General features: G+C 67.0%; 10 protein-coding genes. 6 read left to right on the plus strand and 4 right to left on the minus strand.

Annotated features, from left to right (window positions below; translation table 11 throughout):
* Positions 1-12: 12 nt before the first annotated feature.
* Positions 13-1,623, plus strand: coding sequence for an alpha-amylase family glycosyl hydrolase (locus tag ACAM54_RS10245; RefSeq protein ID WP_369650608.1), 1,611 nt, complete (start codon positions 13-15; stop codon positions 1,621-1,623).
* Between the two features lie 35 nt (positions 1,624-1,658).
* Here the strand turns inward: ACAM54_RS10245 and ACAM54_RS10250 are convergent, their stop codons facing one another.
* Both ACAM54_RS10250 and ACAM54_RS10255 read right to left on the minus strand, forming a co-directional pair.
* Positions 1,659-3,005 carry an erythromycin esterase family protein gene (locus ACAM54_RS10250; protein ID WP_369650609.1) on the minus strand — a complete coding sequence of 449 codons (1,347 nt, stop codon included), beginning with the start codon at positions 3,003-3,005 and terminating at the stop codon, positions 1,659-1,661.
* A gap of 12 nt (positions 3,006-3,017) precedes the next feature.
* The gene (locus ACAM54_RS10255) at positions 3,018-3,683 is read right to left on the minus strand and encodes a phosphoribosyltransferase (protein ID WP_145743158.1); all 666 of its coding nucleotides are present in this window, start codon (positions 3,681-3,683) and stop codon (positions 3,018-3,020) included.
* Between the two features lie 248 nt (positions 3,684-3,931).
* On the opposite strand from ACAM54_RS10255, the gene ACAM54_RS10260 reads away from it, so the two are divergent.
* From ACAM54_RS10260 to ACAM54_RS10280, 5 genes are all read left to right on the plus strand, one after another.
* Entirely contained in the window at positions 3,932-6,637 is a 2,706-nt protein-coding gene (locus ACAM54_RS10260; RefSeq protein ID WP_369650610.1) for a type VI secretion system Vgr family protein, read from the plus strand.
* A 53-nt stretch (positions 6,638-6,690) separates the two neighbouring features.
* Complete coding sequence (locus tag ACAM54_RS10265) at positions 6,691-8,766, plus strand: phosphatidylserine/phosphatidylglycerophosphate/cardiolipin synthase family protein (RefSeq protein ID WP_369650611.1); 2,076 nt, start codon at positions 6,691-6,693, stop codon at positions 8,764-8,766.
* Positions 8,767-8,895: 129 nt separating this feature from the next.
* Positions 8,896-10,212: a tetratricopeptide repeat protein gene (locus ACAM54_RS10270; RefSeq protein WP_369650612.1), complete on the plus strand. Its 1,317-nt coding sequence runs from the start codon at positions 8,896-8,898 to the stop codon at positions 10,210-10,212.
* A 79-nt stretch (positions 10,213-10,291) separates the two neighbouring features.
* Entirely contained in the window at positions 10,292-11,419 is a 1,128-nt protein-coding gene (locus ACAM54_RS10275) for a tetratricopeptide repeat protein (protein ID WP_369650613.1), read from the plus strand.
* A gap of 37 nt (positions 11,420-11,456) precedes the next feature.
* Positions 11,457-11,747 (plus strand): hypothetical protein, encoded by a 291-nt coding sequence (locus tag ACAM54_RS10280; protein ID WP_369650614.1) that lies wholly within the window; start codon positions 11,457-11,459, stop codon positions 11,745-11,747.
* 40 nt (positions 11,748-11,787) lie between these two features.
* On the opposite strand, the gene ACAM54_RS10285 is transcribed toward ACAM54_RS10280, so the two are convergent.
* The gene (locus ACAM54_RS10285; protein WP_369650615.1) at positions 11,788-12,159 is read right to left on the minus strand and encodes a hypothetical protein; all 372 of its coding nucleotides are present in this window, start codon (positions 12,157-12,159) and stop codon (positions 11,788-11,790) included.
* A gap of 14 nt (positions 12,160-12,173) precedes the next feature.
* A complete protein-coding gene (locus ACAM54_RS10290; protein ID WP_145743164.1) occupies positions 12,174-12,593 on the minus strand; it encodes an Hsp20/alpha crystallin family protein in 420 nt (139 codons plus the stop codon).
* Positions 12,594-12,631 lie beyond the last annotated feature (38 nt).

Here is a 12,631-nt window from a genome sequence, read left to right on the forward strand (position 1 = left end):
AAAGGAAACCCGATGTCGGCCGATGCTTGGTGGAAGAACGGAATCGTCTACCAGATCTATCCGCGTTCATTCCAGGACAGCGATGGAGACGGCATCGGCGACCTGCGAGGCATCCGCAAGCGGCTCGATTATCTGGTCGAGCTCGGCGTGGATGCCATCTGGATATCGCCGATCTACCCCTCACCAATGGCCGACTTCGGGTACGACATATCCGACTACTGCAACATCGATCCGCGCTTCGGCACGCTCGAGGACTTCGATGCGCTCGCGGCGGAATGCAGGGCGCGCGGCCTCAAGCTGGTGCTGGACTTCGTGCCCAACCACACCTCCGACCAGCACCCCTGGTTCGTGCAGAGCCGCGCCTCGCGCACGAGCCCCAGGCGCGACTGGTACCTGTGGCGCGATCCTGCGCCTGATGGCGGCCCACCCAACAACTGGCTCAGCAATTTCGGCGGTCCGGCATGGACCTTCGACGAAGCCAGCGGCCAGTACTACTGCCACTCCTTCCTGAAGCAGCAGCCCGACCTCAACTGGCGCAACCGCGAGGTGCGCGAGGCGATGTACGAGGTGCTGCGCTTCTGGCTGCGGCGCGGGGTGGACGGTTTCCGCGTCGACGTGCTCTACCACCTCGTCAAGGACGACCAGTTCCGCGACAACCCGCCCAACCCGTCGTTCCAGCCGGGGCAGGACCCCTCGCACCGGCTGCTGGCGCTCTACACGACGGACCGGCCGGAGATGCAGGACATCGTGGTCGAGATGCGCCGCGTGGTCGACGCGTTCAGCGACGAGGCTTCGGCGCGGGTGCTGATCGGCGAGCTCTATCTTCCGCTCGAGCGGCTCATGGCCTATTACGGGCGCACCTCCGAAGGCCTGTTGCAGGGCGTGCAGCTGCCGTTCAATTTCCAGCTCATCGCGGCGCCCTGGCATGCGGCCGAAATCGACCGCATCGTGCGCAACTACGAGGCGGCGTTGCCGCACGGCGCGGCGCCCAACTGGGTGCTCGGCAACCACGACAAGCCGCGCATCGCGAGCCGCGCGGGGCAGGAGCGGGCGCGGCTCGCGGCAATGCTGCTGCTGACGCTGCGCGGCACGCCCACGCTCTACTACGGCGACGAGATCGGCCTGACCGACGTTCCCATTCCGCCCGATGAGGTGCAGGACCCGTTCGAGAAGAACGAGCCGGGCAAGGGCCTCGGGCGCGATCCGCAGCGCACGCCCATGCAGTGGAGCCGGGCACATGCGGCCGGCTTCACCGATGGCACGCCATGGCTGCGCCTTGGCGGCGACTGGGGCATGCGCAACGTGGAGTCGCAGCTGGCCGATCCGGCCTCGATGCTGCAGCTCTACAAGCGGCTCATCGCGCTGCGGCGCAACGAGCCCGCGCTGCACGAAGGAAGCCATGAGCAGCTCGATGCCGGCGCCGACGTGCTGGCCTATGCAAGAACCTCCGGGGACAGGCGGCTGGTCGTGCTGCTGAACTTCGCCACCACCGAAACCCGGGTGGCCGCCGATCTGCTGCCGGCGGAAGTGGTCGTGCTGGCTTCCACCCATGCGGACCGCACCGGCGCGGTGGCCGGCGAGCTGGTGCTGCAGCCGCTCGAAGGCGTGATCGTCACGCACTGATCGGTGCGCGAAAGACGGTGCGGGGAAAGACGCGGCTACTGGCCCGAGGGATAGGTCTCGGGAACTTCCGCGTCCATGGCCACCGCATCGCGTTCCAGCGGCGCGACCGCGCGGCTGCGGTCGAAGTGCAGCAGCGCATCGAACTGCACCGGCAGCCGCGCGAAGAAATAGTGGCTCTGCCGTTCGGTCTCGGGCCGGTAGATCACGCCGATGGCGCGCTCGAGCCGCGCCTCGCGCAGCGCGAAGAAATGGCTTCCCTCGCCGCGCAGCGGCAGCATGAAGCGCTCGAGCCCGGTCTCGTGCATGAGGCCCTCGTAGCTGTCCGCGCGTGATGGAAGTACCTGCTTGCGCTCGGCCGCTGCGCCCCAGTCGGAGGCTGCCATCACGCTGCCGGTGTGCGTGGTGAAGCCCACCAGCACCGCATCGCGGCCCTGGCGTTCGCGCACCAGCTGGCCGACGTTGAGCTCGCCGCGGCGTTCGCCCATCTCGGTGGCGCGCGCATCGCCCAGGTGCGAGTTGTGCGCCCACACCACGAGCTTCGGCCGATCGCTCGCGCGCCACAGGTGGCGCTCGATCTCGCCCAGCGTCTCCACCATGTGCCGGTCGCGCAGGTTCCAGGAGGACACGTCGCTCAGGTACATCGAGCGGTAGTAGGCCTCGGCGTTCTTGATCAGGCGCGCGTTCTGCTCGGCGTCGAATGCTTCTTCCTCATTGGCTGCGCTGCCGCTGCGCCATGCGTCGCCGGCGGCGCGGCGCATCTCGACGAGCATCTCGACCACTTCGCGCTGGCACGAGGGCGTGTTGCCGAGCCCGGCCATCAGGCCGTAGACCTGTCCGCCGTCGCCGAAGCGGTCGAAGCAACCGTAGCGTTCGCGGGCGCTGCGCGCCGCCACCGGATCGGTGCGTTCGAAATAGTCGAGCACGGCTTCGATGGAGGCGTGCAGGCTGTAGAGGTCCAGGCCGTAGAAGCCGGTCTTTCCCTGCGGCGGGCCTGCGTCGTTGAAGGCGCGCTGCCATTCGACGAAGCTTGCGACGTCCTCGTTGCGCCACATCCAGGTCGGAAAGCGCCGGAAGCCCGCGAGCGCATCGCGCGCATTGGCGTCGTCGCCCGCGCCCCTCACGTAGCGGTTCACGCGATAGGCATCGGGCCAGTCGCCTTCGATGGCCACCGCGTTGAAGCCTTTCTCGGCCAGCAGGCGCCGCGTGATGTCCGCGCGCGCCGCATAGAACTCGTGCGTGCCGTGCGAAGCCTCGCCGAGCAGCACGTAGTGCGCATCGCCGATCAGTTCGAGCAACGCGTCATGGTCGCTGGAAGATCCATCCATCGGATGCGCCACGGCACGCAGCGCCTGCGCCTCGTCCGAAATGCGTGAGGGATTCATCGTCCACGGTCCTCAGGCAGGAAGCGCGCCATGAGGGTTGGCGTCTTCGATCAGATGGCAGACCTCCTCGTCGCTGGTCTGCGAGAAGTCGAGGTACCAGCGCCCCACGCCGAGGAAGGGCTCCGGCGTCTCGGCGCAGACCACGTCATCCGCTTCGCCGAGCAGCAGCGCGCAGGCTTCGCGCGACGCCACGGGCGCTGCAACCACCACGCGGGCCGGCGCCTGCCGGCGCACCGCGCGAATGGCCACGCGCATGGTCGAGCCGGTGGCCAGGCCATCGTCCACCAGGATGGCGGTGCGGCCATGCAGGTCGGGTGCGGGCCGGTCGCCGCGGTAGGCGCGCTCGCGCCGCTCGAGTTCGTATTGCTCGTTGCGCACGACTTCGTCGACCTCCTTTGCGCCGATGCCGAGTTCGCGCACGAGGTCTTCATCCAGCACCCGCTCGCCGCCGCCCGCGATGGCACCCATCGCGTACTCCTCGTGCCCCGGCACGCCGAGCTTGCGCACCACGAGCACGTCGAGCGGCGCGTTCAATGCCTTGGCCACTTCGTAGGCCACCGGCGTCCCGCCGCGCGGCAGGGCCAGCACGATCACATCCGGCCGGTTGGCATAGCTTGCCAAGCTCCGGGCGAGCGCCCGGCCCGCCTGCTGCCGGTTTCTGAAAGACTGGAACGCCATTTCTCGAATGTCCTTGCGGCCACCTTATTTCCGGCTGGGGCGGGGGTGTTGTAGGGCGATGCCCACATGGGCGTAGGCGCGCACTGCCAGAGGTCCGCCGCGGAAATTGCTACTTTCGGGTGCTTCCACCGCAGGTACATCGGCTTACATAATCCCTGGATAAAAGCCTGCCCTCATCGGGAGCGGCAGACACCTCCAGGGAGTCCCATGTCCAACCTGCACAGCGTGCCCGCACGCCCGCGGCTGCCATGAAGCGCCGCGTCACCCTCCAGACACCGCTGGGCGAGGCACTGCAATTCCACCGCCTGGCGGGGCGCGAGGCGCTCAGCCAGCTGTACGCCTTCGACCTCGAACTGCTCGGGCGCCACAACGCGATCGATGCGAAGGCCCTGCTCGGCCAGCCCGCCACCGTGGTGATGGAAACCGAGCGCGGCGGCGTGCGCCACCTGGGCGGCCTCGTCACCCGCTTTGGCCTTGCGCGACAGGACGACCGCCAGGCCTTCTACGGCATGCGCCTGCGACCGTGGCTGTGGCTGGCCACGCGCCGCAGCGACTTCCGCATCTTCCAGGACCAGACCGTGCCCGAGATCGTTGCGGCCGTGCTCGGACGCTACGGCCACCCGCTCGAGCAGAAGCTCCACCGCAGCTACCGCGCCTGGACCTACTGCGTGCAGTACCACGAGAGCGACTTCGACTTCATCGCGCGCCTGTGCGAACACGAAGGCATCTACTACTGGTTCCGCCACGAGGCCGGGCAGCAGGTGCTGGTCTTCGCCGACGACATCGCCAGTGCTCACGCGCCGCTGCCCGGCGGCGAGGCCGTGCGCTACCACCCGCACGAGAAGGCCGGCATGACCGGCGGGCTGGAAGCCAGCGAGCGTATCCATGAATGGACCTCCTCGGACGAAGTGCGCCCCGGCCACTACTACACCGACGACCACGACTTCGAGAAGCCCCGGGCCGACCTCACGAGCCTGCGGCAGATGCCGCCCGGCCACGACCACGACGATTTCGAGCGCTACGAATGGCCCGGCGGTTTCACCCAGCACGAGGACGGCGAGGCCTATGCGCGCATCCGCACCGAGGAGCAGCTGAGCGAACGCAGCCGGGCCACGGGCCGCGCCAACCGGCGCGACCTGGCCCCGGGCCACACCTTCAGGCTCACGCACCACCCGCGCGACGACCAGAACCGCCAGCACCTGCTGCTGGCCGTCGACTACGAGCTGCAGGAGAACCTGCAGGCCAGCGAAGGGGTGGATGCCTCCGAAGGCTCGGTGCAGCGCTTCGCCTTCGAGGCCCAGCCCACGAGCTACGCCTGGCGCCCGCAACGCAGCACGCCCAAGCCGCGCACCCGCGGCCCGCAGACGGCGATGGTGGTCGGCCCCGCCGGCGAGGAGATCTGGACCGACCGCTACGGCCGCATCAAGGTGCAGTTCCACTGGGACCGGCTGGGCCAGCGCGACGAGCATTCGAGTTGCTGGGTGCGCGTGTCCACATCCTGGGCCGGCGCCAGCTTCGGCGCGGCCGCGCTGCCGCGCATCGGGCAGGAGGTGATCGTCGATTTTCTGAACGGCGACCCGGACCACCCGATCGTCACCGGCCGGGTGCACAACGCCGACGAGATGCCGGCCTGGCAGCTGCCCCAGCAGAAGCAGCTCACGGGCATCCGCAGCCGCGAGCTGGGCGGCGGGCGCAGCAACCACCTGGCGCTGGACGATTCCACGGGCAAGGTGCAGGCCCAGCTCAAGAGCGACCATCAGAGCAGCAGCCTGAGCCTGGGGCACATCGGCCGCCTCGACGACGTCACGGGCCGCAGGGACGACCGCGGCCAAGGGGCCGAGCTGCGCACCGACGGCCATGGCGCCCTGCGCGCCGGCCAGGGCCTGCTGCTGAGCACCGAGGCGCGGCCCAACGCCCAGGGCCACATCACCGACATGGCCGAGACCACCGCCCGGCTCACGCAGGGGCGCGACCTGCACGAGAGCCTGGGCCAGGCCGCGCAGGCGGCCCAGGCGCACGAGGCGGGCGACCAGGACGAGGTGGCCAAGGCACTGAAGGCGCAGAACGACGCCATCGCGGGCAGCGGCGGCGACAAGGCGCACGGCCTCTTCCCCGAGTTCCAGGAGCCGCACCTGACGCTGGCCAGCCCGGCGGGCATCCAGGCCACCACGGCCGGCAGCACCCACCTCGTGAGCGGCGAGCACACGGCCCTCACGAGCGGCGCGCACACCAGCATCGCCGCCGGCAACAGCTTCCTGGTGAGCGCCAAGGAGGCGGTGCGCCTGTCCGCGGCCCGGGCCGGCATCCGCGTGACCGCGGCGAAGGCCGACATCGACATCACGGCGATGAAGGCCAGCATCCATGCGCTGGCCAAGCTCAACATCAAGCTGGAGGCCAACCGCATCACGATCACGGCCCGGGACGAGGTGCTGATCAACGGCGGCTCCAGCTACACCCGATGGAGTGCGGATGGCATCGAGAGCGGCACCAATGGGCAGTGGCGTGCGCATGCGGGGAGCCACAACCTGGTCGGTCCGGACAACAAGCCGGTGCCGCCAATGGCACCAGCAATCGTGGCGTTGAAGGAAACGCCTCCTGATCCGCAGATCGCGTTCTCCATGCAGCACGTTCCCGGGTTCTCGCCCATGCTCTTCGCAGGCCAGGCCTACACGCTGCTGAAGAACGGCGCCGAAATCCACAAGGGCCTGTTCGACGAACACGGACGGCTGACCATCGAGGATGCGGAGAAGGGCGCGCGCTACCAGGTCCGGCTCTTCAACGGAACCGTCCACGACGTTCCGGTGGCGCAGGACCGGATGGAACCCGATCCCGGGCAGTCCCGGTACAACGAGCATCAGCTGTCCAACAAGGGGTACCGCGGCGATGGGCAAGACAGCTCGAAGCGCCGGTCGCAGCGCGAGCGCGGCTCGGATGCCGGCCAGGCGTCCACTTGATCGCCCTCATCGACGCCGCCCTATGATGAACCTCTCTCGAGCCGACAACCATCATGGCTGATCTGAACAAGCTCCTCGACGAAATCCAAAAGCCCGAAGTCAGCCACGTCGACATGATCAAGCGGCGCAGCAAGGGCACGCTGCAATGGTTCCTGGAGAAGGACCACCGGACGCACCCGATCCACGACAACAACGCGCTGCAATTCTTCATGTGCGGGCAGGAAGGCTTCGCGGCCATCGAGAAAGACATCCTCGCGGCCGGCAGCAGCATCGACCTGGTGCTGTGGGGCTTCGACCCCGGCATGGAGCTGACCCGCAGCCGGACCACCTGGCCGCACGGCACCACCTACGGTGACCTGCTGGTGCGCAAGGCCGGCGAAGGCGTGAAGGTGCGCATGCTGCTGTGGTTCGACAGCCTGGTGGTCAACAAGGTGGCGGGCAATGTGCCGGACTTTCCCGCGTTCTGGGCGCCCACCTCCTTCTCCAAGACCAGCCGGACCACCTGGCCCGAGGGCGCCGATTCCTACGACAACCGTTCCAATTCCGCCTGGGTGCTGACCGACCGCTCCAACTACTGCAAGCAGTGGTGGGAAGACGCGCTGGCCGGGCGCTTCAAGAACCTGGAAGTGCGGCTGCGCCGCGGCAGCCCGCTCGAGATCCACTCCAACCTGGCGCGCTACCTGCCCGACTCGAAGCGCGACCTGAGCGAGGCCGCCATCATGATCACGCTGGGCACCCATCACCAGAAGCCGATCCTGATCGACTACGAGCCCGCCGCCGCCGGCAGGCCGCGCAACGTCTGCGGCTACGTGATGGGCCTGAACAGCGTGACCGACTACTGGGACACCACCTCGCACGCCTTCAACGACCCCCGGCGCGAGCTCAGCCCCAACAGCTACACCAACTACGACGAGGCGCGCTGGCACCGCAAGCCGTACCGGGACTACGCCATCCGGGTGCAGGGCGAGGCGCTGCACTGCCTCAACCGGAACTTCGTGCAGGGCTGGGACAGCGCCGCCGGCGTGCAGGTGATCCCCGGGCTGGCCGGCAGGTTCTTTCCTGCCAACGGGGCGGGAGCCTTTAGCGAGAAGCTCGCGAGCCGGCGCCAGTCGATCCAGGCCCGAGACATCCCGCGCCCGCCAGGCTCGCGCTGCCGGGTGCAGATCCAGCGCACCCAGCCGGAATCCGACGACGGCACCATCCTCAAGGGCTACACGCTGGCCAGCGCCAACGCGCTGAACTACATCTTCGTGGAGAACCAGTACTTCCAGTTGAGCGAGTGGCCCAGGCTGCTCAAGGACGTGCGCAGGCGCTACCGCCGGGCCATGCAGGAGGCAGGTGCGGCGCCCACCGACATGGCGCCGCTGCACCTGTTCGTCGTGATTCCGCAGCCCGAGCGCGGCCAGATGGTCCCCAGCACCTACGACACGGTCGGCACGCTGGGCGCCGGCGCGCAGATGGGCGAGTACGACAAGAAGGTGCAGGGGGAACGCAAGCGCCGGGAGGCGGGGGCCAGGGGCGGCGGCGGGCTGGTGGGCGCCTCGGCCAACACGGTGCCCGTGGATGCGCAGGCGCAGCTGCAGGAACTGGGCATCAAGCCGCTGGTGGCGATGCTGCTGACCTTCGACAGCGCGAACCAGGCGAAGAACATCCGCATCAAGGCGCGCGACAGCGAGGCTCAGGACGCGCAGGCCGGCGTGGAAGAGAAAGCCAGGGGCCACGCCGACGACGTGGACCCCGAGAACCTGAGCGACTTCAACATCACGCCCAGGCGCTACCGGGAGATCTACATCCACAGCAAGCTGATGATCGTGGACGACGTGTACCTGACGCTGGGCAGCGCGAACCTCAACGCGCGCAGCATGGCGGCGGACAGCGAACTGAACCTGTGCACGGAGGAGTATGCGTTCACCAAGGCGGCGAGGAAGCGGGTGTGGGGGAATCTGGCGGGGGATGATTTGGATGGGAAGGATTGCACGAGGGCAGAGACCGCAGATACGCATGAGAAGTGGTTGAAGCGGATGAAGGCGAACAGCGGAAACAAGGCCAAAGAGCACGTTCCGGAAAACAATAGCTTCATCCACCTCTTCGAGGACCCTCGCGGGGTGCCGTTCGTCAAGTTTGCTTAGTTCATGCACACCTCTACAACCTGGATGACGCAATGCATCCGCGCAGCGGGTGCATTGTTCGCCACAGCGCTTCTTCTGACCGGATGTCCCATGCAAGATGACTCCAAAGCCCAACCTCACCAACCCTTCATGTCGGACAGCAAGCTGCCGCGCTTCACCAGGCTCGACAAGTTCGATCCACACCGCAAGGACTTCGTCTGCCAGCACGAGGCCGCCGCCAATCCGCCCATCACGGCAGAAGCCGAAGCACTGTTTCAGCAGGCGCTGGCGCTCGTGAGCTACGAGAAGTGGTCGGAAGATCGCAACTACGCGAAGGCGGCCCAGCTCTACGAGCAGGCAATGAAGCTGGGCCACTGGAAGGCGCAGTTCAATCTGGCGGGACTCTATTTGCAAGGTCTGGGCGTTGAGCAAGACCCCGAGAAGGCCATCGAGCTGACCGAAGACCTGATGCGCAAGGGTGTGCCCGCAGCCTGGGACAACATGGGCACGATGTACATGGGCGGCATTGGATCGCTCAAGCAGGATGCGACGGTGGCGTATGCGTTCTGGCAGAGGGCGGCGGACATGGGAAGCATGGCGTCGCAGACATACATTGGGCAAAAGCTGATTGGTGTCTACAACGATCCGCCATCGTTCTGGGCGAACAGGACAATCTCGCGCAAGATGCTGGAGTGCGCATTCGCACAAGGCTATGGCCCCGCCGCATACGAGCTTGGGGCGGATCTAAACGGCAATGATCCGACCTTGGGTGAGGACTATTCCCGCGCACTCAAGGTGCTACACGAAGGCGTCAAGTTTGGTAGCCAAAAAAGTGCAGGTTATTTGTTCGCCTCGTTCGACGACGGAGCGAATCCGGTCACGACCGGACCTGACAAGGCTCGCGCCCGCCGCTACAAGATTCTGGCGGACGCCCTTTACTTCAATCCCGACCTGCGCTTCCCCAACCTCGACAAGGTGCTGCCGCTTCCCCCGGCACCGTTGCCCCAGTGGGACATGAGCGAGCCCAAGACGCTCATCGATGCCGCCAAGGCCGTGGTGCCTGCTGCTTCTTCGCCGCCGCAAGCGCCGGCACCATCGTCCCAGCGCACCAGTCGGCTCGAAGGTGCCGAGCGCGGCCTGCTGTCTGCTCACACGCGCGTGGCCCAGGGCATCGCGCGGGAGGCCGAGGTGCCCACGCCGCAGGTGCGATGCAGCGGCGCCGCGCGCTGCCTCGTCACGGGCATCTGGCAAGCGCGCGTACCCGAATCCCACGCGCTCGCGGCATCGTTCAACCAATGGCATCGCCAGTCCTATGTGATGGAAGGCCAGCCCTTCCCCGATCCGCGCGAGCAGCACCTGGACATCGATCCGGCGCAGGTCATCTGGACCTGGTGGAACCAGGCCAACCCTCTGGGCTTCAGCAGGATTCCGCAGGTCGGCGTGGGCAATCCGCCCGTGGCGGGGTGAACGCACGGTGATGCAAGGCACCCGCACAGCCGGGGCGGCAACCCTGTTTGCTGCTGCGCTCCTTCTGGCGGGATGTCCCATGCAAGACGACTCCAAAGCCCAGCCTCACCAACCCTTCATGTCGGACGGCAAGCTGCCGCGCTTCACCAGGCTCGACAAGTTCGATCCGCACCGCAAGGACTTCGCGTGCAAGCACGAAGCCGACGCCAATCCGCCCATCACGGCAGAAGCCGAAGCACTGTTCCAGCAGGCGCTGGCGCTCGTGAGCTACGAGAAGTGGTCGGAGGATCGCAATTACGCCAAGGCGGCCCAGCTCTACGAGCAGGCGATGAAGCTGGGCCACTGGAAGGCGCAGTTCAACCTGGCAGGGCTCTACCTGCAAGGGCTGGGCATTGAGCAAGACCCCGAGAAGGCCGTCGAGCTGACCGAAGACCTGATGCGCAAGGGGGTGCCGGCGGCCTGGGACAACATGGGCACGATGTACATGGGCGGCATTGGATCGCTCAAGCAGGATGCGACGGTGGCGTATGCGTTCTGGCAGAAGGCGGCGGACATGGGAAGCATGAATGCGCAAGCCCATTTAGGAGAGAAGCTAAACGCTGGCTACGATGATCCCCCTTCCTTTTGGGGCAACTATGTTGTTGGCCGGAAGATGCTTGAGTGTGCTTTTTCCCAAGGGAGCGGAGCAGCTGCGCTAGAACTTGGAGTGACGTTTCGGATTGATGATCCAAGTCGCGCTCAAGAGTTACTCCACGCCGGAGTGAAGTTCGGCTGTAATAAATGTGCGGGCTACTTATTCGCCTCGTTTGACGATGGAGCGAGTCCGGTCACTACCGGGCCTGACAAGGCTCGCGCCCGCCGCTACAAGATTCTGGCTGACGCCCTTTACCTCAACCCCGACCTGCGCTTTCCCAATCTCGACAAGGTGCTGCCCCTTCCCCCGGCACCGCTGCCCCAGTGGGACATGAGCGAGCCCAAGACGCTTATCGATGCCGCCAAGGCCGTGGTGCCTGCTGCTTCTTCGCCGCCGCAAGCGCCGGTACCGACACCCCCGCGCACCAGCCAGCTCGAAGGTGCCGAGCGCGGCCTGCTGTCTGCTCACACGCGTGTGGCCCAGGGCATCGCGCGGGAGGCCGAGATGCCCACGACGCGCGGCGATTCAAAGCACCTGCACGCCGGCCGTTCCAGCAAGCGCTGGTGCTTGTGAAATGCGAGCCGTGCAGAAACCAAGATGAGGATTTTTTATGCGCTTGTCCACCGTCGGGGTCGTTCTCATTGTCATCGGCGCCATCGTGGCGAACGTCGGCTTCGTCGCCCTTCTGGGGGCCGGTGCGAGGGTCTCTGGCGGAGGCGAAGGGCATGACCTGCTCCCGGAAGCCGTCATGGTCGGTTTCCTGCTCGGTGGGCCGCTCATCTTCTTGCTGGGGGTGCTGCTGTGGCTTGGCGTGAAGATCCAGGCATTGCTCGAGAAGGCAAAGGCCACTCGCGACGCCGCGAACGAAGGCCGCAGCGACTCCCAATCGTCAGCCTCGTGAGCCATGGAAGGCCGGGGGCCTGTGCCTTCGCCCGGCGGCTTCAGCCCGCAGCCCCCAACCCACCCCGCCCGTGCCGCTGCGCCTCCCGCCATGCATTCACGATCAGCGCCCGCGCCTTCGGATGCTCGGGGTCGGTAACCACCCATTCCGGATACGCATGCGGAAGGCTGGCCGCGGTCACGCGGATCGCGTCGAACTCGATGGGGGAGAGCGGCGCGGCCGCGCTGGCGCGGTGGGTCAGCGTCTTGCGCAGGCCCGCCTTCCATGCGTCCGGCAGGTGCTCGACAGCGGGCAGGAGCGCCAGCGCGATGTGCGCGGCGCGCGGGCTCAGGGCTGCGGCGTCGGCGCGCAGGCGCGCCAGGCACTCGGTGCCGCTCGCCGTCTCTTTTCTCTCACCTCCGGAGCATGGCATGCGGCACCCCTCGCTCAGGCTGTCTGGATCTCGATGCGCCGCGGCTGCGCATGCTGGGCCTTGGGAATGCGCAGCTTCAGCACGCCCTGCGAAAGCTCGGCCGAGATGGCGTTGGTGTCGAGTTCCTTGCTGAGCGTGAAGACGCGGCGGAAGCGGCCCAGGCCCACCTCCGTATGGCTCGATTCCAGCCCCTCGGGCACCGAGAGCCCCGACTCGGCCTCGATGGTCAGCGTGTCGGACGCGACCTGCAGGCTGAGCTTGTCGCGCGAGACGCCCGGCAGGTCGGCAAAGAGCGTGATGCCGCCGCTGTCCTCGACCACGTCCACCGGCGGCGTCAGCGCCGCGTCGCTGTAGCGCGTGCTGTCTTCCTTGCGCGCGAGCTCCTTCGATCCGGCCGCGCGGGACGAAGTGGTGGGGGTGTTGCTGTTGTCCATGATCGTCTCTCCTTTCTTCATTTCATGGTTGCTTCACC

This window comes from Variovorax sp. V93, from assembly GCF_041154485.1.
Classification (GTDB): Bacteria; Pseudomonadota; Gammaproteobacteria; order Burkholderiales; family Burkholderiaceae_C; genus Variovorax; species Variovorax beijingensis_A.